This window comes from Blautia sp. SC05B48 (assembly GCF_005848555.1).
Taxonomy (GTDB): domain Bacteria; phylum Bacillota; class Clostridia; order Lachnospirales; family Lachnospiraceae; genus Blautia_A.
Map to the genome: position 1 here is coordinate 3162938 of NZ_CP040518.1, position 23667 is coordinate 3186604.

Annotated in this window: 21 protein-coding genes; 19 read left to right on the top strand and 2 right to left on the bottom strand. The window is 49.1% G+C overall.

Going from position 1 to position 23667, the window contains the following annotated elements:
* Genes cobM through EYS05_RS14755 form a run of 9 tightly spaced genes read left to right on the top strand, consistent with a single transcriptional unit; the run spans window position 1 to window position 10138 of the window.
* On the top strand, window positions 1–759 hold the full coding sequence (gene cobM, locus EYS05_RS14715; RefSeq protein WP_015524810.1) for a precorrin-4 C(11)-methyltransferase: 759 nt from the start codon (window positions 1–3) through the stop codon (window positions 757–759).
* Between the two features lie 3 nt (window positions 760–762).
* Window positions 763–1851 carry a cobalt-precorrin 5A hydrolase gene (locus tag EYS05_RS14720; protein WP_138277459.1) on the top strand — a complete coding sequence of 363 codons (1089 nt, stop codon included), beginning with the start codon at window positions 763–765 and terminating at the stop codon, window positions 1849–1851.
* Entirely contained in the window at window positions 1844–2575 is a 732-nt protein-coding gene (gene cobJ / locus EYS05_RS14725) for a precorrin-3B C(17)-methyltransferase (protein WP_118368866.1), read from the top strand. Before EYS05_RS14720 ends, cobJ begins: the two co-directional genes overlap by 8 nt.
* Window positions 2568–4541 (top strand): precorrin-6A reductase, encoded by a 1974-nt coding sequence (cobK, locus tag EYS05_RS14730; RefSeq protein WP_138277460.1) that lies wholly within the window; start codon window positions 2568–2570, stop codon window positions 4539–4541. The genes cobJ and cobK overlap by 8 nt, the downstream gene beginning before the upstream one ends.
* Window positions 4542–5945, top strand: a complete 1404-nt coding sequence (locus EYS05_RS14735) for a cobyrinate a,c-diamide synthase (RefSeq protein ID WP_138277461.1) — start codon at window positions 4542–4544, stop codon at window positions 5943–5945.
* A complete protein-coding gene (cbiB, locus tag EYS05_RS14740; RefSeq protein WP_138277462.1) occupies window positions 5932–6909 on the top strand; it encodes an adenosylcobinamide-phosphate synthase CbiB in 978 nt (325 codons plus the stop codon). Before EYS05_RS14735 ends, cbiB begins: the two co-directional genes overlap by 14 nt.
* 27 nt (window positions 6910–6936) lie before the next feature.
* Window positions 6937–7989: a threonine-phosphate decarboxylase CobD gene (cobD, locus tag EYS05_RS14745; protein WP_138277463.1), complete on the top strand. Its 1053-nt coding sequence runs from the start codon at window positions 6937–6939 to the stop codon at window positions 7987–7989.
* Window positions 7974–9494 (top strand): cobyric acid synthase, encoded by a 1521-nt coding sequence (locus EYS05_RS14750; protein WP_138277464.1) that lies wholly within the window; start codon window positions 7974–7976, stop codon window positions 9492–9494. The genes cobD and EYS05_RS14750 overlap by 16 nt, the downstream gene beginning before the upstream one ends.
* A 2-nt stretch (window positions 9495–9496) precedes the next feature.
* Window positions 9497–10138, top strand: coding sequence for a precorrin-8X methylmutase (locus EYS05_RS14755; protein WP_138277465.1), 642 nt, complete (start codon window positions 9497–9499; stop codon window positions 10136–10138).
* Here EYS05_RS14755 and pdxR read toward each other — a convergent pair.
* Window positions 10135–11451 carry a MocR-like pyridoxine biosynthesis transcription factor PdxR gene (gene pdxR / locus EYS05_RS14760; RefSeq protein ID WP_138277466.1) on the bottom strand — a complete coding sequence of 439 codons (1317 nt, stop codon included), beginning with the start codon at window positions 11449–11451 and terminating at the stop codon, window positions 10135–10137. The genes EYS05_RS14755 and pdxR overlap by 4 nt on opposite strands.
* 92 nt (window positions 11452–11543) lie before the next feature.
* On the opposite strand from pdxR, the gene EYS05_RS14765 reads away from it, so the two are divergent.
* Window positions 11544–12410, top strand: a complete 867-nt coding sequence (locus tag EYS05_RS14765) for a pyridoxamine kinase (RefSeq protein WP_138277467.1) — start codon at window positions 11544–11546, stop codon at window positions 12408–12410.
* Window positions 12411–12439: 29 nt separating this feature from the next.
* Here the strand turns inward: EYS05_RS14765 and EYS05_RS14770 are convergent, their stop codons facing one another.
* On the bottom strand, window positions 12440–14356 hold the full coding sequence (locus EYS05_RS14770) for an ABC-F family ATP-binding cassette domain-containing protein (protein ID WP_092069135.1): 1917 nt from the start codon (window positions 14354–14356) through the stop codon (window positions 12440–12442).
* Between the two features lie 214 nt (window positions 14357–14570).
* On the opposite strand from EYS05_RS14770, the gene EYS05_RS14775 reads away from it, so the two are divergent.
* From EYS05_RS14775 to EYS05_RS14815, 9 genes are all read left to right on the top strand, one after another.
* Entirely contained in the window at window positions 14571–15218 is a 648-nt protein-coding gene (locus EYS05_RS14775; RefSeq protein ID WP_021650558.1) for a redox-sensing transcriptional repressor Rex, read from the top strand.
* Between the two features lie 61 nt (window positions 15219–15279).
* On the top strand, window positions 15280–16797 hold the full coding sequence (locus EYS05_RS14780) for an NAD(P)H-hydrate dehydratase (RefSeq protein ID WP_138277468.1): 1518 nt from the start codon (window positions 15280–15282) through the stop codon (window positions 16795–16797).
* Window positions 16794–17963, top strand: a complete 1170-nt coding sequence (gene alr, locus EYS05_RS14785; protein ID WP_110102265.1) for an alanine racemase — start codon at window positions 16794–16796, stop codon at window positions 17961–17963. The genes EYS05_RS14780 and alr overlap by 4 nt, the downstream gene beginning before the upstream one ends.
* Window positions 17964–18119: 156 nt before the next feature.
* Window positions 18120–18467, top strand: coding sequence for a type II toxin-antitoxin system PemK/MazF family toxin (locus EYS05_RS14790; protein WP_021650556.1), 348 nt, complete (start codon window positions 18120–18122; stop codon window positions 18465–18467).
* Window positions 18468–18621: 154 nt separating this feature from the next.
* Complete coding sequence (locus EYS05_RS14795; protein WP_015524823.1) at window positions 18622–19365, top strand: YebC/PmpR family DNA-binding transcriptional regulator; 744 nt, start codon at window positions 18622–18624, stop codon at window positions 19363–19365.
* A 68-nt stretch (window positions 19366–19433) separates the two neighbouring features.
* Window positions 19434–20147, top strand: coding sequence for a ClpP family protease (locus EYS05_RS14800; RefSeq protein WP_138277469.1), 714 nt, complete (start codon window positions 19434–19436; stop codon window positions 20145–20147).
* 165 nt (window positions 20148–20312) lie between these two features.
* Entirely contained in the window at window positions 20313–21200 is an 888-nt protein-coding gene (locus EYS05_RS14805) for a sulfide/dihydroorotate dehydrogenase-like FAD/NAD-binding protein (protein WP_118513423.1), read from the top strand.
* A complete protein-coding gene (gene gltA, locus EYS05_RS14810; RefSeq protein ID WP_118513425.1) occupies window positions 21200–22594 on the top strand; it encodes an NADPH-dependent glutamate synthase in 1395 nt (464 codons plus the stop codon). The genes EYS05_RS14805 and gltA overlap by 1 nt, the downstream gene beginning before the upstream one ends.
* Window positions 22595–22773: 179 nt before the next feature.
* The gene (locus EYS05_RS14815) at window positions 22774–23649 is read left to right on the top strand and encodes an undecaprenyl-diphosphate phosphatase (protein ID WP_138277470.1); all 876 of its coding nucleotides are present in this window, start codon (window positions 22774–22776) and stop codon (window positions 23647–23649) included.
* Window positions 23650–23667 lie beyond the last annotated feature (18 nt).

Genomic DNA, 23667 nt, shown 5'->3' on the forward strand with positions numbered 1-23667 from the left:
ATGGTACATTTTGTAGGAGCAGGTCCGGGAGCACCGGATCTTATTACAGTAAGAGGTAAACAGTATCTGGAAGAGGCAGATGTGATCATCTATGCGGGATCTCTTGTAAATCCCCAGCTTCTGGAGTATTCCAAGGATGTGTGCACCATCCATAACAGTGCAAAGATGACCCTTGAGGAAGTGATCTCTGTTATGGAGAGAGCAGAGGCTGAGGGTAAGATGACCGTTCGTCTCCACACCGGCGATCCTTGTATCTACGGTGCAATCCGTGAGCAGATGGATATCCTGGATGAAAAGGGGATCCCCTACGATTCCTGCCCGGGTGTCAGTGCCTTCTGCGGAGCTGCATCTGCACTGAACCTGGAGTATACACTTCCGGATATTTCCCAGAGTGTGATCATCACAAGAATGGAAGGAAGGACACCGGTGCCGGCAAAAGAGAGCATTCAGTCCTTTGCCGCTCATAATGCGACTATGGTCATTTTCCTCAGTACAGGTATGCTGGAGGAGCTGAGCCGCAGACTGGTGGAGGGCGGATACCGTGAGGACACACCGGCAGCTATCGTCTACAAGGCAACCTGGCCTGATGAGAAGAAGTTTATCTGTACAGTGGGTACTCTGGCTCAGACAGCAAAAGAGAACAAGATTACAAAAACAGCTCTTATGCTGGTAGGTGATGCGGTCAATGCTGCAAGCTATGACAGGTCCAAGCTGTATGATCCGGGCTTTACCACAGAGTTCCGTGAGGCTACGAAATAAAATATGAACATTTCCATCATTTGCTTCAGTATGACAGGGCTGGAGACAGGGGAAAGGCTTCAGAGGGCTCTGGAAAAAGAGGGTGAGAGTGTCACCCTTGCAAAAAAGAGCCGTTACCTTCCGGATCCGATCTCTGTTTCCACCTCTCAGTGGGCAGGGGAACAGTTCCGGGCAGGAAAAGAGGGCGTGATCTTTATTGGCGCCTGCGGGATCGCAGTGCGCAGTATCGCACCTTACATTGTCGGAAAAAAGACGGATCCGGCTGTGTTGGTGATCGATGAGTGCGGAAAATTTGTCATTGCTCTTCTTTCCGGACATCTTGGCGGAGCCAATGAGCTGGCACTTCGCTGTGCCGGATATCTTAAGGCAGTGCCGGTTGTGACAACAGCCACAGATCTTCACAGTCGTTTTGCAGTGGATGTTTTTGCCAAAAAGAATGGCTGTGCTATTTTTCATATGAAGGCTGCGAAGGAGGCTTCTGCGGCCCTTCTTGCAGGAGAGAACGTTGGCTTCTACAGTGAGTTTCCATGGGACGGAGAGCTGCCGGAGGGTCTGGTGCTTTGCGGGAAAGACGGAAGGCCCTCAGCAGCAGCGGATCCGGAGAATGGTGAGAAAGCCGGTGAGGCACCGGAAACAGGTATTGCAGTGACGATCCACAGAGGCTGTCTGCCCTTTAAAAATACAGTCCATGTGGTGCCGCCCGCTGCAGTTCTGGGAATGGGCTGCCGCAGGGGAAAGGATGCAGCCTCCATCCAGAAGGCGGCAGAGGAATGTCTGAAGGAATCAGACGTTTACAGAGAAGCACTGGGAGCTGTTGCCAGTATTGATCTGAAGAAAGAAGAGGTGGGACTTCTTTCTCTGGCAGAAGCCTGGCAGCTTCCGTTTCTGATCTTTACAGAGGAAGAGCTGAAGGCAGTGCAGGGTGAATTTACCCCGTCACAATTTGTAAAAAAGATAACAGGTGTAGAGAATGTCTGTGAGAGAAGCGCGGTTCTGGGTTGCGGACAGGGTACACTGATCAGAAAAAAAACAGGCCGGGACGGTGTGACCACCGCCCTTGCAGCCGGAAATCGGAGGATACGTTTTGAGTAAGATTTATGTTGTAGGAATTGGCCCGGGTGCGTATGACCAGATGACTGGAAGAGCGATCCGTGCATTAAATGAAAGTGATGTGATCATCGGTTACACCGTATATGTGGATCTTGTAAAGGAGTATTTTGCAGGTAAAGAGTTCATGACCACGCCGATGAAAAAAGAGGTAGACCGCTGTGTACTTGCTTTTGATGAGGCAAAAAAAGGAAAAACCGTTTCCATGATCTGCAGTGGGGATGCCGGTGTTTACGGTATGGCAGGTCTGATGTATGAGGTGGGAGAAAACTATCCGGATGTGGAGCTGATCATTATCCCGGGTGTGACAGCAGCTACAGGCGGCGCCGCAGTGCTGGGTGCACCGCTGATCCATGACTTCTGCCTGATCAGCTTAAGTGATCTTCTGACTCCGTGGGAGAAGATCGAGGCAAGGCTTCTGGCAGCAGCACAGGCGGATTTTGTGGTATGCCTTTACAATCCGTCCAGCAGAAAACGTAAGGATTATCTTCAGAAGGCCTGTGATCTGATGATGAAATACAAGTCCCCGGACACTGTCTGCGGCACGGTTGCCCAGATCGCACGTGACGGCGAGACTGCACAGGTTATGACACTGAAGGAGCTTCGTGATACAGAAGTGGATATGTTTACTACCGTATTTGTGGGAAATTCACAGACTAAGAATGTAAACGGCAAGATGGTAACACCAAGGGGATATAAGAATGTATAAAGCCATTGTTTTTGCAGGGACCACCGAGGGCTACGCACTCTGTGAGTTCCTTGCGGAAAATCATGTTCCGGTCTATGCCTGTGCAGCTACGGAATATGGCGGATCCCTTCTGAAGGAAAATGAATTTCTCCATGTCAGCGCCGGAAGGCTGAAAACCGAAGATATGGAGGAGCTTTTCCGGAGGGAAGCGCCAGAGATCGTTCTGGATGCCACTCATCCCTATGCGGCAGAGGTGACAAAAAATATCCGGTCTGCCTGTGAGAACGGAAATATCCGTTATCAGCGTGTTCTTCGCCCGGCGAGTGAGAAGAACCGTGAAGCCATCTATGTGGAAAGCACGGAGAAGGCGGCAGAATTTCTTTCCGGCACAGAGGGGAACATTTTTCTTACCACAGGAAGCAAGGAGCTGTCTAAATTTACAGTGATCCCGGATTACCAGGAGAGGCTTTTTGCCCGGGTGCTGTCCATCCCTTCTGTGATCAGCTCCTGTGCGGAGCTGGGGATCGAGGGAAAACATCTCATCGGTATGCAGGGGCCATTTTCCACAGAGATCAACGAAGCGATGCTTCGACAGTTCCAGTGCAGCTATCTGGTCACCAAGGATACCGGTCTGGCAGGTGGATTCCCGGAAAAGATGGAGGCCTGTCAGCGCTGCGGCGTCACACCTGTGATCATCGGAAGACCTTTGCGGGAGGAGGGTCTGTCCCTGCCGGAAGCAAGGGTATTTCTGGCAAAGCTGTTCGGCCTTACCCTGTCACAGAGGGTTTCTCTTGTGGGCATCGGCATGGGCGCGGAAAAAACCCTGACCCTGGAAGGAAAGAAGGCCTTTGATGAGGCGGAGCTTCTGATCGGTGCAAAGCGTATGACAGATGCCGTACAGAGGCCCGGACAGGTGGTTCTCCATGAGTACCGCAGTGATAAGATCGTGGAGTATATCAAGGCACATCCGCAGTACCGTACCGTTGCCATTGCCCTTTCCGGAGATGTGGGCTTCTACAGCGGCGCAAGGAAGCTGATGGATCTTTTGGATGGTGATGTCCAGGTGATCTGTGGGATTTCTTCTGTTGTTTATTTTATGGCGAAGATCGGTCTTTCCTGGGATGATGCCAGGATCGTCAGCGCTCATGGAAGAGACTGCAATCTGATCTCCCTGATCCGACATAACCCCAAGGTCTTTTCCATTCTGGGGACAGAGGATGGGGTAGCTCGTCTGGCTTCTCGTCTGGTTGAGTATGGAATGGGGGATGTGACTCTTTATGTAGGCGAAAATCTTTCCTACGAAAATGAAAAGATCTTTCATGCCAGTGCAGCAGATCTTACAGAATACCGGGGAGATGCATTAAGCGTGGTAACTGCGTGCAATGAAAAGGCATTACCTTTGCCCGCAGTTCACGGGATCTGTGATGAGGAATTTCTCCGTGGAAAGGCGCCTATGACAAAGGAAGAGGTACGTACGGTTTCGCTGTCCAAGCTTCGCCTTCAGGAGGATTCTGTCTGCTATGATGTGGGAGCGGGCACAGGCTCGGTTTCTGTTGAGATGGCACTGCGTGCCTGGAAGGGGCAGGTCTATGCCATTGAGAAAAAGGAGGATGCCCTTGCTCTTCTTAAGGAGAACAGGCGGAAATTTGCCGCAGATAATCTGGAGATCGTATCGGGTACCGCACCGGAAGCTATGGTGGAGCTGCCTGCTCCGACGCATGCTTTTATCGGCGGGTCTTCCGGAAACATGAATGAGATCATCCGGCTTCTTCTGGACAAAAATCCGGAAGTACGGATCGTGATCAACTGTATCACTCTGGAGACCGTGACGGAAGCCATGAATGCCATACGAGATTTCAGCCTGACAGATGTGGATATCGTACAGCTGTCTGCGGCAAGATCAAAATCTATCGGAAGGTATCATATGATGATGGGTGAGAATCCGATCTATATCATTTCCTGCAGCGGAAGAGGGGAGGAGATTTAGGTGAAGATCCCGAGAATACTTCTTGCGGCAGGTGCCAGCGGAAGCGGAAAAACCCTGATCACCTGCGGGCTTCTTCAGGCGCTGGTGAACCGTGGCCTTAAGGTAGCTTCTTTTAAATGCGGCCCGGATTACATAGATCCCATGTTCCACAGCCGCGTGATTGGTACAAGATCCCGAAACCTGGATACGTTTTTTACAGATGGAGACAGGATCCGGTATCTTCTGGCAAAGAACGCATCGGACTGTGAAATTGCAGTGATGGAGGGAGTCATGGGGTACTATGACGGTGTAGGAGGGATCACCTCCAGAGCCAGTGCCTATGATCTGGCCTCCACCACAGATACACCGGTGATCCTGATCGTAAACAGCCGTGGCATGAGTGTTTCCCTGGCTGCCTATGTAAAGGGCTTTCTGGAATACAAAAAGGACAGCCATATCTGCGGCGTGATCTTTAACCAGATGTCTCCCATGCTGTATCCCAGAATGAAAAAGCTTCTGGAAGAGGAGCTTTCCGTAAAGGTACTGGGATATGTTCCGAAGGTGGAGGACTGTGTGATTGAAAGCCGTCATCTGGGACTGGTGCTTCCGGAGGAGATCCCGGAGCTGAAAAGCCGTCTGCAGAAGCTTTCCGAGGTGCTGGAGAAAACTTTGGATATCGATGGGATCCTGGAGCTTGCAGGGGGAGCACCGGAGCTTGCGGCGCCGGAGCCGGAAATGCTTATACAGAAGGATACTGCCTTCGGATACCGGACAGAGGAAAAGGTACGGATCGGTGTGGCGGATGATGAAGCCTTTTGCTTTTTCTATGCGGATAATTTAAATCTTCTGGAGCAGATGGGAGCGGAGCTGGTGCGTTTTTCACCCATTCATGACAGAGAGCTTCCGGAGGATCTGGACGGGCTTCTTTTAAGCGGCGGTTACCCGGAATTAAACGGGGAGGCGCTGGAAGATAATCAGGAAATGTGCACCCGGATCCGGGAAGTTATCCTGGACGGAATGCCCTGTCTGGCAGAATGCGGCGGATTCATGTATCTTCATCAGGAGATGGAGGATATGGAAGGAAAGCAGCGCAGAGTCTGCGGGGTGATCCCTGGAAGGGCCTACCGGACACCGAAGCTGAACCGGTTCGGCTATATCACCCTTACGGAAAAACAGGATACCGGACTTGGTAAGATCCCTGCCCATGAATTCCATTATTTTGATTCCACAGATTGCGGAGAGGATTTTCATGCGGCAAAGCCGGCATCTAAAAGAGGATGGGATTGTATCCATGACCGGGGTAGGCTGATGGCAGGATTTCCTCATCTTTATTATTACGGAAATCCCAGGGTTCCGGCACGTTTTCTGAAGAACGCACTGGAATATAAGAAGGAACGGAGGCAGAAAAAAGATGCTGAAATATAGTCTTCCTGCACTGGTCATAGGATTTGTGCTGGATCTTCTGATCGGAGATCCCAGATGGCTTTATCATCCGATCTGCGTCATCGGCAATCTGATCGCAGTGCTGGAAAAGGCGATCCGGAAGATTTTTCCGAAAAATCACGGTGGTGAGCTGACAGGAGGCTTTCTGATCGTAGTGCTTGTCTGTTTGTTCAGCGGCGGGGTGCCGCTTCTGGTGCTTTATTATCTTTACCGGTATCTGCCGGTGGCCGGATTTGTGCTGGAGGTTTTCTGGTGCTATCAGCTTCTTGCCACCCGTTCCCTGAAGGATGAGAGTATGAAGGTTTATGACCGGCTGAAAAATGGAACTCTGGACGAGGCACGCTATGCGGTGTCCATGATCGTAGGCCGTGATACCCGAGAGCTTACGGAAACCGGCGTGACAAAGGCTGCCGTGGAAACCGTTGCGGAAAATGCATCCGACGGCGTGATCGCCCCCATGCTTTATATGGCTATCGGCGGGGTGCCGCTGATGTTTCTGTACAAGGGCATCAATACCATGGATTCCATGCTTGGATATAAAAATGACAAATATCTTTATTTCGGCCGTGTTGCGGCAAAGCTGGATGATGTGGCCAATTATATCCCTGCCAGAATCTCCGGATGGCTGATGGTGGCAGGAACTGTTTTTACAGGAATGGATATAAAAAACGCGGCAAAGATCTACAAACGTGACCGGAGAAATCATGCAAGCCCCAACTCAGCCCAGACAGAGGCTGCCATGGCCGGAGCGCTGGATGTACAGCTTGCGGGAAATGCATATTATTTCGGAAAATTATATGAAAAACCCACGATCGGGGATCCGATCCGTCCTGTGGAGCCGGAGGATATCAAAAGAGCTAACCGGCTGATGTACGCGGCATCCATACTGGGTGTGGTGGCTTTTGGACTGCTCAGTGCGGGCATCCGGTTCGGGTTATTAAGGTAACAATAAATACAGACAGGAGAATGACCAATGACAAAACACATACATGGAGGAGACGTATATAAACATAAAGACTGCCTGGATTTTTCGGCAAATCTGAATCCTTTGGGAACACCGGAAAGTGTGAAGCAGGCCATTATCCACAGTCTGGATCATATTGCACAGTATCCCCGGGTGGGATGCGGCGTTCTCAGGGAAAGGATCGCAGAATCGGAAGGTGTAAAAGCGGAAGAGGTAATATGCGGTAACGGAGCAGCAGAAGTGATCTTCACGCTCTGTCACGCAGTAAAGCCAAGGAGGGCTCTGATCCCGGCGCCTACTTTCGCAGAATACGGACAGGCTCTGGTCAGCACAGGCTGTGAACTGGAATATTACATGCTGACGGAAAATGACGGCTTTGTGCTCAGTGAGGCATATCTGGATATCCTCCATAAGGGACTGGATATGGCCTTCTTATGCAACCCCAATAATCCTACCGGCATGCTGATCCCCCACAGGCTTCTGAAAAAGATCCTGGAAAAATGCAGAAAACTGGATATCCTGCTGGTGGTAGATGAATGTTTCCTTGATTTTGTAAAGGACCCGGAAGAGTATTCTCTGAAGCGTTCTCTTTCCGGGTTCAATAATCTTTTTATCCTGAAGGCATTTACAAAAAGATATGCCATGGCTGGGGTGCGGCTGGGCTATGGCCTCTGTTCTGACAGAAAGCTGATGGAAAGGATGGAGCTTTGTGTTCAGCCATGGAATGTTTCCACCATGGCCCAGGCAGCCGGGCTCCAGGCACTTACAGAGACGGAATATGTAGAGGAGGGAAGACAGCTTGTTTTTCGGGAGGCACAGTGGCTGAAGGATGAGCTGGTCCGCATTGGGTATAAAGTATTTCCGTCGGAAGCAAATTATATTTTCTTTAAAGGACCGGAGGAGCTGTTTGACTTCTGTTTGCGGAAACGGATCCTGATCCGTGACTGCAGCAATTATCCGGGACTTACAAAGGGGTATTATCGGATCGCGGTAAAGCGCCATGAAGAAAATGTAAAACTGATCGAAGTACTTGAGGGAGGTATATTATGGCAAAAGCAATAATGGTGCAGGGAACCATGTCCAATGCCGGAAAAAGCCTGCTGGCTGCGGGACTTTGCAGGATCTTTAAGCAGGATGGATATCGTGTGGCTCCTTTTAAATCACAAAATATGGCACTGAATTCCTTTATCACAGAGGATGGCCTTGAGATGGGGCGGGCCCAGGTCATGCAGGCAGAGGCAGCCGGGATCAGGCCGTCTGTCCTGATGAATCCGATTCTTCTGAAGCCTACCAATGATGTAGGCTCCCAGGTGATCGTAAACGGAGAAGTTCTTGGAACTATGAGTGCCAGGGATTATTTCAAATATAAGAAGACCCTGGTTCCGGATGTGATGAAGGCATACAACGCTCTTGCAGCGGAAAATGATATCATTGTCATCGAAGGTGCGGGAAGCCCTGCCGAGATCAATCTCAAGGATGAGGATATCGTAAATATGGGGATGGCAAAGATGGCCAAGGCACCGGTCCTTCTTGTGGGTGATATTGACCGTGGAGGTGTTTTTGCCCAGCTGATCGGTACGGTGGAGCTTCTGGAGGACGATGAGAAGGCTATGGTAAAGGGTCTGATCATCAACAAATTCCGCGGAGACAAGACTATCCTGGACCCTGGTGTTGTCATGCTTGAGGAAAGAAGCGGGATCCCGGTGGTGGGTGTGGCGCCTTACCTGGATATCCAGGTGGAGGATGAGGACAGCCTGACGGAGCGTTTTGACCGGAAGCAGGAAGCCGGTGTCATTGATATCGCGGTGATCCGTACACCAAGGATTTCCAACTTTACGGATTTTAATCCTTTTGAGAGCATTCCCGGAGTTTCTCTCCGTTATGTTAAACACCCGAGAGATCTTCACTCTCCGGACATGATCATCCTTCCTGGAACCAAGAACACCATGGGTGATCTGATCTGGATGCGGGAAAGCGGAATGGAGGCAGCAGTTCTCAAGGAAGCCTCCAGAGGCAAGCTGATCTTTGGTGTCTGCGGTGGCTATCAGATGCTGGGTGAAACCTTAAGTGACCCTCATGGAGTTGAAAATGGCGGTTCCATGAAAGGGATGGGACTTCTTCCCATGGAGACGGTATTTGCCGAAAAGAAAACCAGGACCAGGGTGCAGGGGCATTTCGGTCAGCTGTCCGGTGTGTTTGCTCCTCTTTCCGGTGCGGAGATCGAGGGCTATGAGATCCATATGGGCGAAAGTATCCTGAAGGAGAATGCAGGAACAGCAACGAAGATCACAGACAGCGTCAGCGGTAAGAAAAAAGAAGAGGGTGCTTTTGCGGGAAATGTGTGCGGAACCTATATCCACGGCGTTTTTGATAAGGAAGCATCTGCAGAGGCGATCATACGCGTGATCGGCGAGAAAAAAGGTATTGATGTGGAAAATATGACAGGCGTGGATTTTGCGGCATTTAAGGAACAGCAGTATGATATCCTGGCTGCAGAGCTGCGGAAGCATCTGGATATGAAAAAAATCTATGAGATACTGGAAAATGGGATTACGGAGGAAGAATAGAAATGAAAGTAGAGCTTGAAAATGTAAAACCCCTGGAGATCGAAAAAAGAAGCTTTGAGATCATCACAGAAGAGCTTGGGGATACTCCCCTGATCCCGGGAACCGAGCTGATCGTAAAACGCTGCATCCACACAAGCGCAGATTTTGATTATGCAAAAAATCTCTGCTTCTCGGAGGGGGCAGTGGAGAAGGCAATGGACGCCATCCGCAACGGTGCCTGCATCGTCACAGATACCCAGATGGCAAAGGCCGGGATCAACAAGCGTGCACTTGCCCGCTACGGCGGTGAGGCTTACTGCTTCATGTCCGACGAGGATGTGGCTGCCCTTGCAAAAAAGAACGGGACTACCAGAGCCACAGCCAGCATGGACAAGGCAGCAGAGATGGATAAAAAGCTGATCTTTGCCATCGGAAACGCACCTACCGCACTGGTACGTCTTTATGAGCTTATTGAGAACGGAAAGCTTTCTCCTGAGCTGATCATCGGTGTGCCGGTAGGATTTGTGAATGTTGTGCAGTCAAAGGAGCTGATCATGCACGCAGATGTGCCTTATATTGTGGCAAAAGGACGCAAGGGTGGAAGCAACATTGCTGCGTGCATTGTAAATGCCCTGCTCTACATGATCGATAACCGGAGAGATTAGGAGCCGATAACCTCCTTCAGAAGCTGACAGGCAGGCAGAAAATCCTTGGATGGAATGGAGGAGCAGGAGAGGACCAGGGTGACCTCGGCTCCGTTTTCTCTGAGAACCTCCAGTCCCAGACCACGGTTCCGGGCTCTGTCTGTCAGTTCACTGCCTGTGAGAGAACAGGGGAGAGTAAGGGCAAGGCTGGTTCCTGCGGCTCCTGTCTGGATCTGGCAGTCCTGGCCGAAGGTCTCCCGGACAGCCTGGGAAAGAGCCTTCAGTTTCTGGGAATAAAGGCGGCGGAGTTTTCTTGTCTGGGAAGCCATATGCCCGTCGCGGATAAACTGGCAGAGTGCGATCTGTTCTGCCTTGGAAGCAGTCTGATTATAAAAGGCTGCTTTTTTTGTATATTTTTCCCGGAGAGAGCGTGGCAGTACCATGAAGCTGACACGGATGGAGGGCAGCAGCAGCCTGGAAAAGGAACCAATATAGACAACGTTTTCACCGCCTGCAAGACCAAAAAGTGAAGGCGTTGGCTTCTGGAAATAAACAAATTCGTTTTCGAAATCATCCTCAATGATCAGATGGTCATTGATCTCCGCATGACGGATCAGCTCCAGGCGTCGTTTTACCGGCATGATCTCGCCCCATTTTGTCATGTGAGCAGGAGAAACATAGATCACATCGCAGCTTTTGTCCCGATAATGGACATCAAATCCGTAATCCTGAAAGATGGTGCTGCATGCGGTGAAGGACGGTGTAGGGAACGAAACGGTTTTCCGTTCATGGATCAGAGGGCAGAGAATCTGGAGAAGGGGCTGGAGACCGGCCCCTACTACAATGTCATCCGGGGAGCAGATCACATTTCTGCGTTCCCGGATATAGTCTGCGAGAACCTCCCGGAAATCGCTTTCGCCCTGGGGTTCGCCATAAGAAAGCATACGGTCGCCCTGGCGGAGGGCGCTTTTGATGTAACGCTGCCACAGATCAAAACGAAAGCTTTCCCGGTCAACACCGGAAGAGGCAAAATCGTATAGATAGGGCGTGATATCCTTATCCTGTTTTTTGGGGGTGAGCAGATGCTGCCTGGAAGCAATGCCGGTGACATAATAGCCGCTCTGTGCCCTGGCGATGATATAGCCGTCTGCTGCCAGCAGAAGATAGGCATTTTCGATGGTGGTACGGCTCAGCTTCAGCTCCTGGGCGCATTTGCGGAGGGAGGGCATTTTGCTTCCGGGAAGGAGACGGCCTTCCATGATCAGCTTCCGGTAATAGTGATAAACCTCCAGATATAGGTGTTCTTTTTTGTGTTCTGCAGATATATTTAACATAAGTATGATGATTTCCTTCCAAAAATGATTGCGTAAACCTGACAGTTCATTCTATAATATTACAGAAAAAAACTCAAGACTGGAGAATTACCATGAAAAAAATAGCAGTGATCAATGATCTTTCCGGGCTGGGGAAATGTTCACTGACAGCAGCGATCCCGGTGATCTCGGTGATGGGAGTCCAGGCGTGTCCACTTCCCACCGCTGTTTTAAGCAACCAGACCGGTTATGAAAGTTATTTCTGTGAGGATTTCACAGAGCATATGGAACTATATATGGAGCAGTGGAAAAAAAGAGGATTTTTTCCGGATGGGATCTATACAGGATTTCTTTCTGATGATAAGCAGGCAGACAGGATCCTGAAATTTATGGATGCGTTTGCAGGGAAGGATACTCTGATCCTTACAGACCCGGTGATGGGGGATGACGGCGCGGTTTATCCAATCTATACAGAAGAGCTCCGCAGCCGGTTCTGCGAACTGACACACCGTTCCTATGTGATCACACCGAACCTTACGGAAGCCCTCCTTCTTCTCTACGGAAAAGAAAAAATGGAGGAGATCTGGAATAAACTGCAAAAGGCATCAGAGGCCCGGCGGATGGAAGAGATCCGGGAGATCGGGTGCGGACTTGCCCGGAAATTTTCACTTCCTGCCGTTGTGATCACCGGAGTGGATCACAGGGAGGAGGGGCAGCCTCTGAAAATGGGGAATCTTGTCCTGGAAAACGGAAACAGCTCCTGGGTATTTGCAGAGAAATCAGGAGGAAGCTATTCCGGGACAGGAGATCTTTTTGCATCCGTGCTCAGTGCAGGGCTGGTAAAAAGATATTCCATGAAAACCTGTGCAGAGCTGGCCGTGGACTTTATCTCGGCATCGATCCGGGATGCGGTGGAGGAAGGAACAGACCGTAACGATGGTGTATGCTTTGAACAGCATCTTGGCATGCTGCTTCCATAAAAACATAAGGGAATAAAAAGAGCTGACCGTCAGGCCAGCTCTTCCCATTTTTCATAAAGCTCTTCCAGTTCTTCAGCGATAGCTGCTTTTTCGCGGCTCAGCTTTGTACATTCCGCTACATTGGTGCAGACATCCGGAAGGACCATGGTTTCGTCGATCTCACTGTCTCTTGTTTCCAGCTCTTCGATACGGGCTTCGACTTTTTTCAGCTCGGCTTCTCGTTTTCGTTTCTTTGCCTGTTCTTCCTTCATCTGCTGCCAGGAAAGCTTGTTCTCGGAAACCGCTTTTTCTTCGGCAGGTGCCTCCGGAGAAGTGCTTCCCGGTGCATAGGTACTGGTCAGCTCCTCCTTCTTTTCCAGATAGTAATCATAATCACCGATGTAATTTACCACTGCCTGGTTTGTCAGCTCCATGATCCTGGTCGCAGTCTGATTGATAAAGTAACGGTCATGGGATACATAAAGGACTGTACCGGTGTAGCTGACCAGTGCTTCCTCCAGGATCTCCTTGGAGGCAATATCCAGATGGTTGGTAGGCTCGTCAAGGATCAGGAAGTTGGCTTCGGAAAGCATCAGCTTTGCAAGGGAAACACGGCCTCTTTCTCCACCGGAAAGTGCGGAGATCTCCTTGAAAACATCATCTCCGGTAAAAAGAAATGCAGCAAGCATATTTCGGATCTCGGTCTCTGTGAGAGTCGGATAAGTATCGGAGATCTCCTGGAAAATTGTCTTGTCCATATGCAGAACATGATGTTCCTGATCGTAATAACCGATCTGCACCTTGGAACCAAGGGAAAATTTGCCGGCATCTGCCTCAATAAGACCGTTGATGATCTTCAGCATGGTGGTCTTTCCGGTTCCGTTGTTTCCAATCAGTGCCACACGCTCGCCGCGTTTGATATCAAAGGAGATATCGGAGAACAGGGTCTGTCCCGGAAAGGCCTTGGAAAGCGCTTCCACGTGGAGCACATCGTTTCCGCTTAACACCCGTGGTTCCAGCGAGATACGCATCCGGTCCTGGAGCTCAAGAGGCTTTTCGATCCTCTGTACACGGTCCAGCATTTTTTCACGGCTTTCCGCACGCTTGATGGATTTTTCACGGTTAAAGGATTTCAGCTTGGCGATAACGGCTTCCTGATGCTTGATATCCCGCTGCTGATTTAAGTATGCCTTGTACTGTGCGTCACGAAGCTGAGCCTTCTTGAGAGCATAGGCAGAGTAGTTGCCGCTGTATACGCGGGTCTGTCCGGCTTCGATCTCAATGACCTTGGTGACCACCTTATCCAGAAAATAACGGTCATGGGAGACGATAAAAACAGCTCCCGGATAATTCAGAAGATAAGTTTCCAGCCAGGAGATGCTTTCCATATCCAGGTGATTGGTTGGCTCATCCAGAAGCAGGATATCCGGCTTGGAAAGAAGCATCTTGCCCAGCGCCACGCGTGTTTTCTGACCGCCGGAAAGAGTTTCGATCTGCTTGTCATAATCTTCCTCCGTGAAGCCGAGACCCTTTAAGACACCGGTCAGCTCACTTTTGTAAGCGTATCCGTTCTCCAGCTCAAACTGATGGGTCAGGCGGGTATAGGTTTCCATCAGACGGTTCAGCTCATCACCGGTCACCGTGTTCATTTCCTGTTCCATATTGCGGATACGGCGTTCCATATCGATGATGTGCTGCTTGGTGGTAAGAAGCTCCTCGTAGATGGTATGATGTCCGTGGATATCTTGGTACTGGGCAAGATAGCCGATATTTTTATCCCGGGCAAGCACCACGGTACCGGAATCAGCAGAAAGCTCCTGCATGATGATCCGCAGCAGTGTGGTCTTTCCTGCACCGTTGCAGCCGATCAGAGCAGCCTTTTCACGGTCTTCAATGTGAAAGGATGCATCATTTAAAATTACTTTTTCGCCAAAGGCCTTGCATATATTCTGACATGATAAAATCATAAAAACTGTCCTCCTGTATAAAGAATCACCCCTGTTTATGTCTGAACAGGGAAAAATCCTCCACCTATTATAACGGAAACTGCCGGGATTTCAAAGAAAAAATCAATTATTAGAAAAAATATAAAGAAATTTGTACAGAATAGACAACTTTAATTGACAGGAAAATGTCAATTCGTTATAATTAACCTAGTGTAAGGTAAGGAGGAAAACTATCGTGGAGACAAAACAAATCTCGAAAGCGGTGATTAAGCGTCTGCCACGCTATTACCGCTACTTAGGAGAGCTGATGGAAGATAATGTAGAACGTATTTCTTCCAATGAATTAAGTAAGAAGATGCATACCACAGCTTCTCAGATCCGTCAGGATCTTAATAATTTCGGCGGTTTTGGGCAGCAGGGGTATGGCTATAATGTACACTATCTTTATACAGAGATCGGTAAGATCCTGGGACTGGATACTGTTCATCCGATGATCATCCTGGGAGCCGGTAATCTGGGACAGGCACTTGCCAATTATGTGGATTTTGAGAAGCGCGGGTTCAGGCTTGTTGGTATCTTTGACGTAAATCCTGTGCTTGAGGGCATCGCAGTCCGTGGACTTGAGATCCAGATGCTCAGTGAGCTTCCGTTTTTCCTGAGAGAGAATAACGTGGAGATCGCGATCCTGACACTTCCCAAGAATAAAGCCAAGGAAATGGCAGATATTCTGGTGGAGAACGGAATCAAGGCAATCTGGAATTTTGCACATCTTGATCTTGAGACACCGGATGATGTGATCGTAGAGAACGTTCATCTTTCCGAGAGTCTGATGACACTGTCTTATAATCTCAGCAAATACAGGCAGGAACATGTGGATAAGTAAGAATTGTTAAGCTGCCGGAAACGGCAGCTTTCTCTATGACAGAGGGGAGGCAGAAGACAGAATGAAGAAGCTTGTTACCTGCGCAGAAATGAAGGATCTGGACTCCACAACGATCCGTGAGATCGGAGTTCCCTCCGAGGTTCTGATGGAGCGGGCAGCACTGAAGGTGGTAGAGGAAACAGAAAAGTATCTCCAGAAGGACGAAAGGATCCTGGTAGTTTGCGGAAGCGGAAATAATGGCGGTGACGGTATCGCTGTTGCCAGATTGTTCCATCTGAAGGGAATCCGGGCAGAGTTTTATATGGTCGGAAACAAAGATAAAATGACCAGAGAGACAGCTCTTCAGTATAAGATCGCTTCCGGTTATCGTGTCCCTGAGGTGAATAACCCGCAGTGGAGTGAATATACTACTATAGTAGATGCCGTGTTTGGGGTAGGCCTGACGCGTCCGATCGAGGGGCATTATGCTGATATCATCCATGAGATGAACAGTGCGAGGGCCAAAAAGATCGCAGTTGACATCCCGTCAGGAGTGAACGGAGATACTGGCCTGGAAATGGGAATTGCCTTCAGCGCCGATCTGACTGTTACATTTGCCTACCGGAAAAGAGGTCTTTGCTTTTATCCGGGAAGACTGTATGCAGGAAGGATCGTTACCGCCGATATCGGGATCTATGAACAGGAAGCTGTGACTGCATCTGCCGCCTGTCTGGAAAATAAAGATCTGAAGCTGTTTCCGGAACGTGATCCCGGCGGAAACAAGGGTACCTTCGGAAAAGTGCTCTTTGTGACCGGAAGTGAGGGAATGTGCGGAGCCGCTTATTTAAGCGCCAGTGCAGCACTTCGTGCCGGTGCGGGAATGGTAAAGATCCAGACTGTGGAAGCCAACAGGATCCCACTGCAGATACTCCTTCCGGAGGCTATGGTCTGCAGCCGCTTTGATCAGGAATCCAATGAACAGCTTCTATCCTGGTGTGATGTGATCGTGATCGGACCGGGACTTGGAACATCAGTGGCCAGCCGTGAGAGAGAACAGTGGTTTCTCACGGCGGCTGCCCGGGAGAAAAAGCCGCTGATCCTGGATGCGGACGGCCTGAACCTTCTGGCTGCACATCCACAATGGTATCAGTATCTGGGAGAGCATGTAGTCCTGACACCGCATATCGGAGAAATGAGCCGGCTCAGTGGCAGAACGATCCAGGAGATTCAGCATGAGATCGCAGATACTGCACTGAAATGTGCTGCGGAAACAGGCTCTGTGTGCGTATTGAAGGATGCATGTACGGTGATCGCAGATGAAAAAGGCCAGATGTATCTGAATCTTTCCGGTAATTCCGGAATGGCAACTGCAGGAAGCGGAGATGTGCTTTCCGGGATCCTGGCAGCAGTGTTATGTATGTATCTGAAAACGGAGGAACAGCCTCCCATGGTTTTAAAGGCCGCGTTAGGTGTTTATCTTCACGGACTTTGCGGTGATCTTGCAGCCGCTGAAAAAGGAAAGCGCAGTATGCTGGCAGGAGATATCATAGAATATCTGCCCAAGGCATTAGCTATAGGTGAAGAGGAGTCGGGATTATGAAAAAATACGAGAGAGTAAAAGCACTGGTATCACTGGATGCCATTGCCCACAATTTTGAGGAAATGCATAAAAATGTCAAAGAAGGGACAAAGATCATCGCTGTGATCAAGGCAGACGGTTATGGCCATGGTGCCAGAGCTATTGCCCGTCTGATCCAGGACTATGACTATATCTGGGGATTTGCAACAGCTACTGCAGAGGAGGCACTGGAGCTTCGGCATGCAGGGATCACCAAGCCTGTCCTGATCCTTGGCCTTGTATTTGAGGAATATTATGAGGAGCTTGCAGCCAATGATATCCGGATCACCATATCGGATCTTAATACAGCGGCAGAATATGCAAAAGCAGGTGCACGCATTGGAAAAAATGTACATATTCATCTGGCTCTGGATACGGGAATGACAAGGATCGGATATGCGGATATTCCGGAAAATGCGATAAAGATCGAAAAAATCTCAAAAATCCCGAATCTGGTGATCGAGGGAATGTTTACCCATTTTGCCAGGGCGGATGAGACCGACCGTTCTCCTGCACTGGTGCAGCTGGACCGTTATCTCCGTTTTGCAGAGCTTCTGGAAAAAAGAGGTGTTCATATTCCGGTACGTCACTGCTCCAACAGTGCAGGTATCATCCGTGTTCCGGAAGCAAATCTCAATGTCGTTCGTGCCGGCATCACCATTTACGGTATTTATCCGTCAGAGGAGGTAGAACGTGATATTGTGAAGCTGACACCTGCAATGGAGCTGAAAAGTCATGTATCCTATGTGAAAAATGTGGAACGTGGAACAGCGGTAAGCTATGGAGGAACGTTTGTTACAGAACGCTTTACCAGAATGGCAACGATCCCCGTAGGTTATGCAGATGGCTATCCGAGACAGCTTTCCAATAAGGGCTGGGTCCTGATCCGGGGCAAAAAAGCTCCGATCCTCGGACGGGTCTGCATGGATCAGTTTATGGTTGATGTCACAGATATCCCGGAGGTGAAGGCCGGGGACGAGGTCACCCTGATGGGAAGAGATGGAGAGGAATTTATCAGTGTGGAAACACTGGGAGATCTTTCTGGAAGATTTTCCTATGAATTTGTCTGCGGGATCAGTAAACGTGTTCCGCGGGTTTATATCAAAGACGGTAAGGAATGCGGAGAAGAGGAGAGCTTTTTCCAGTAGATCCGTAAATACCTGGATCCGGAAAACGCCGGGTCAGACATAAGGCCGGTAAAAAAGTACCACGCATGGTATACACAAAGAAATTGTGGAAATACTTATCTGTAAAAAGGAATACGGCTTGCAAATAAGCCGGACCAGAATCGGAGTGTGAATTGTGTGGTTATAAAAAGAGGGGATATTTTTTACGCGGACTTAAGACCTGTAGTGGGCAGTGAACAGGGCGGCATCCGTCCGGTGCTGATCATCCAGAACGATGTGGGCAACCGTCACAGCCCTACAGTGATCTGTGCGGCAATTACATCAAAAATGAATAAGGCAAAGCTGCCGACACATATTGAGATCGATGCATCTGCCTACGGGATCGAAAAGGATTCCGTGATCCTTCTGGAACAACTCCGCACCATCGACAAGCGGCGTCTGAAGGATAAGGTGTGTCATCTGGACAGTGCTATGCTTGATAAGGTGAATCATGCGCTTGAGATCAGTCTGGAACTGACTTTTTAAGGGGAACATGAGGAATTTTGACCGGTTTGTTTTCTGATTCTTGACGAAATCTTTCATAAGTGCTATATTAAACCGAGTTGCAATTATGTAAAACGGTACCCAAAATGAGCAGGGCACGAAAGAAAATATACGGTAACAAGGAGAGGAAGATACCATGTCAGGACATTCAAAATTTGCCAACATCAAACATAAGAAAGAGAAAAATGATGCCAAGAAGGGTAAGATCTTCACAGTCATCGGCCGTGAGATCGTTATGGCAGTAAAGGCCGGCGGCCCGGATCCTGCAAACAACAGCAAGCTTCGTGATGTCATCGCAAAAGCAAAAGCGAACAACATGCCGAACGATACGATCGATCGTGGAATCAAGAAGGCAGCAGGTGCGGATTCTGCAGACAGCTACGAGAAGGCTGTATATGAGGGATATGGTCCGAACGGTGTTGCCATTATCGTAGAGACTCTTACAGATAACAAGAACCGTACGGCAGGTAATGTACGTAACGCGTTTACCAAGGGTAACGGAAGCATCGGAACACAGGGATGCGTATCCTTTATGTTCGACCAGAAGGGCCAGATCATCATCGACAAGGAAGAACTTGAGGATGAGTGCGGCGAGATGGATGCGGACGAGCTGATGATGACAGCTCTGGATGCAGGTGCTGAGGACTTCAACGAGGAAGAGGACAGCTTTGAGATCATCACAGCACCGGACGATTTCAGTGCTGTACGTGAGGCTCTTGAGAAAGCCGGGATCCCGCTTGTAGAAGCACAGATCGCCATGATCCCGCAGACCTATGTGGAGCTGACGGATGATCAGGCTATCAAAGATCTTCACAGAACACTGGATCTTCTTGATGATGACGACGACGTTACTGACGTATGGACAAACTGGGACGAATGATCTCTGAATAGAAAGTAATATTTTGCATATAATACCTCCAGAATTTCAGATTCCGGAGGTATTTTTTTATGGAAAAACAGAGCGAAGAGAGAAAACAGAAGGAACTGGACCGGGAAGCGAGCCAGAACGAACAGATCCGGGAAACCGGGCAGGCAGTGCTCGATGGAAATTCCCGGAAGCATAAAGTGGAGCTTCTGACGGTGATCGGGGAAATCGAAGGTCATGAATCCGCGCCGTCTCACAGCAAAACAACCAAGTATGAGCATGTACTGCCAAAGCTGGCTCTCATTGAGGACGATGAAGAGATCGAGGGACTTCTTATCCTTTTAAATACGGTAGGAGGAGATGTGGAGGCAGGGCTTGCCATTGCGGAGATGATCGCGTCTCTGAGTATCCCTACGGTTTCCCTGGTGCTGGGCGGGGGACATTCCATAGGTGTACCCATGGCGGTATCAGCAGATTATTCTTTTATCGTGCCAAGTGCCACCATGGTGGTCCATCCGGTGCGTCAGAATGGAATGTTTATTGGCGTGGCGCAGTCCTACCGCAATATGGAAAAGATCCAGGACCGGATTATTGCCTTTGTATCCGGACATTCACATATCACGGCAGAACGGATGGAGGAGCTGATGCTGGATACCTCCCAGCTTGTAAAAGATGTAGGAACTATGCTGGAAGGGGAGGAAGCGGTAAAGGAAGGGCTCATCGATGAAGTAGGAGGGATCCGGGAGGCGCTGGACCGATTGTATACCCTCATCGAAAAGAAAAAATCACAGAAATAACCAGTTTTGTACGTGGCTTTTGATGATGTTAGTTGCATAAGACTAATATGGTTGCGCTGTGCTGTGGTAAAGAATTTTGACAGAAATTGTAAATCTACTCTTGTCATATGCTGATTTTTAGCGTATTATTAATAAAGGTTTATAATTTGCGCGAGGAGGAAGACCATGTATAAGGTTTTAAAAGCTGAAACGCTGGCAGCTAAGATCCATCTTATGGTTGTGCATGCACCACGTGTGGCAAGCCATTGTCTGCCAGGACAATTTATCATTGTTAAACTTGACGAAAAGGGAGAGAGGATCCCGCTTACCATCTGCGATTACGATCGCGAGGCTGGTACAGTCACCATCGTATTCCAGGAGATCGGAGCATCTACCATTAAGATGTCCGCACTGAAAGAGGGAGATTCATTCCGTGATTTCGTAGGACCTCTGGGATGTCCGTCTGAGTTCGTCCATGAGGATATCGAAGAACTTAAGAAGAAAAAAATGGTATTCGTAGCCGGTGGTGTCGGTACCGCACCTGTTTATCCGCAGGTTAAGTGGCTCCATGAGCACGGCATCACAGCTGATGTTATCCTTGGTTCCAAGACTAAGGATATGGTTATCCTTGAGAAAGAGCTTGGCGCTGTTTCCAATCTTTATGTTACAACAGATGACGGTTCCTATGGCCGTTCCGGTATGGTAACAAAGACTCTTGAGGATCTTGTGACAAATGAGGGCAAGCATTATGACGTCTGTGTAGCGATCGGACCGATGATCATGATGAAATTTGTCTGTCTTCTTACCAAGAAGCTTGGTATCCACACAATTGTCAGCATGAACCCGATCATGGTTGACGGAACCGGTATGTGCGGCGCTTGTCGTCTCCAGGTCGGTGATGAGATCAAATTTGCCTGCGTAGACGGACCGGAGTTTGACGGACATCTCGTTGATTTCGATCAGGCTATGAAGAGAAGTCAGATGTATAAGACCCAGGAGGGCCGTGCATTACTGAAGCTTCAGGAAGGCGATACCCACCACGGTGGATGCGGACATTGCGGAGGTGACAACTAATGGCAGATGCAAAAATGTTAAAAAAAGTTCCTGTAAGAGAACAGGATCCGAAGGTACGTGCGACAAACTTCGAGGAAGTATGTCTTGGATATAACCAGGAAGAAGCAATGGAAGAAGCACAGAGATGTCTCGGGTGCAAAAAACCGAAATGTGTAGAGGGATGTCCGGTATCCATCGATATTCCGGGATTTATCGAGCACATCAAAGAGGGCAACATGGAAGAGGCTTACAAGGTGATCGGTTTATCTTCCGCACTTCCGGCTATCTGTGGCCGTGTATGTCCGCAGGAATCCCAGTGTGAGGGACAGTGTATCCGCGGTAAGAAGGGCGAGGCTGTTTCTATCGGTAAGCTGGAGAGATTCGTTGCAGACTATGCTCTGGAGCATGATATCAAACCTGCAGGAGCAGAGGTTAAGAACGGACATAAGGTTGCAGTGATCGGTTCCGGTCCATCCGGACTTACCTGTGCAGGTGACCTTGCAAAGGCAGGATACGATGTAACTGTATTCGAGGCTCTTCATGAGCTTGGCGGTGTTCTTGTTTACGGTATTCCGGAGTTCCGTCTTCCGAAGCAGAAGGTTGTCAAGAAAGAGATCGAGAAGGTCAAAGAGCTTGGCGTTAAATTCGAGACAAACGTTGTCATCGGTAAATCCACTACCATCGATCAGCTGATCGAGGACGAGGGATTTGAGGCTGTATTCATCGGTTCCGGTGCAGGACTTCCGATGTTCATGGGTATTCCTGGTGAGAATGCAAGCGGTGTATTCTCCGCAAACGAGTACCTGACAAGAAGCAACCTCATGAAAGCATTCGATGATTCCTACGATACACCGATCGCAGCAGGCAAAAAGGTTGCAGTTGTTGGCGGTGGTAACGTTGCCATGGATGCTGCAAGAACAGCTCTGAGACTTGGCGCTGAGGTACATATCGTATACAGAAGAAGTGAGGCAGAGCTTCCTGCACGAGCAGAGGAAGTTCATCACGCTAAGGAAGAGGGCATCATCTTTGATCTTCTTACAAATCCGAAGGAGATCCTCGTTGATGAGAACGGCCACGTAAACGGTATGAAGGTTGTCAAGATGGAGCTTGGTGAGCCGGATGCATCCGGAAGAAGACGTCCGGTAGAGATTCCTGGTTCCGAGTATGATATGGATGTAGATACTGTTATCATGTCTCTTGGTACTTCACCGAACCCGCTGATCTCTTCCACAACCAAGGGCCTTGACATCAACAAGAGAAGATGTATCGTTGCCGAGGAAGAAACCGGTAAGACATCCAAGGACGGCGTATATGCCGGTGGTGATGCCGTTACAGGTGCAGCTACCGTAATCCTTGCCATGGGTGCAGGTAAAGCTGGTGCAAAAGGTATCGACGAATATCTGAAAAATAAATAAGCAGAAAGTCTGTTTATAAACAGATCCTCCGACTGTGTTTTCTGATGCAGCCGGAGGATTTTTTTTCCTGCAGATCAAAAAAGAACATTTGTTTGAAACTTTTGCCAAGTGAAGATTGTAAGTTTTACTCAGTTATGCTATAATGTGTTGGAAAAAATTTAAGAAAAGGAAATATCATTATGTCAGTGATACATGCGATTATATTGGGAATCATTCAGGGAATCACCGAATTTCTGCCGGTGAGCAGCTTCGGACATCTCTGTGGAGTGCAGGATCTTTTGGGCGGTACCAGAGGTTCCGGTGTGCTTTTTGAAGTGATGCTCCATCTGGGAACTATGATAGCTCTGATCCTTGTTTTTCTGAAGGACATCAAGAAAATCGGGATCGAGCTGATCGGAATGATACTGGATCTGATCGGAAATGCCAATATTTTTCTCTATAACCGTAGGACTGGGAAAGAGCTTACCTATGCAAAGATCATAAGCGGAACTTATCGGAAGCTTACCGCCCTGATCATGGTATCCACCATTCCTACAGTCCTGATCGGATATCAGTGCAAACGACTTGTTGTGCGAAGCGCATCCTCACACATGTTTTCCGGGATCGGGATCCTTCTTACAGGTGTGATTCTCCTTGTTGTGGACTACAGTAATGTCAATGGCAGCAAGGGAACAAGAGAAACCAGTTTTGGAGATGCTATGTGGATGGGTATCTGTCAGGGCCTTTCCGTGTTTCCGGGACTTTCCAGGCTTGGACTTACCATGAGTGCAGGACTTTTCTGCGGTCTCGGACGGAAGTTTGCAGTGAAATATTCGTTGCTGATGAGCATTCCGGCTGTGGTGGGAGCTTTTTTTGTGGAGATGGGAGAGTTCACTTCTGTTCATATGACTGTTGGCCAGGGATTTATTTATGTTCTTGGAATGATCGTGGCCGGGATCACAGGCTATCTGGTGATCCGTTTTATGCTTAAGCTTTCGAATCAGGTCAGACTGCGTTATTTTGCATTTTATTCTTTTGCAGCCGGAATCCTTATTCTGGCAGCGAATTATATTTGATATCAACTGGGAGGAGTC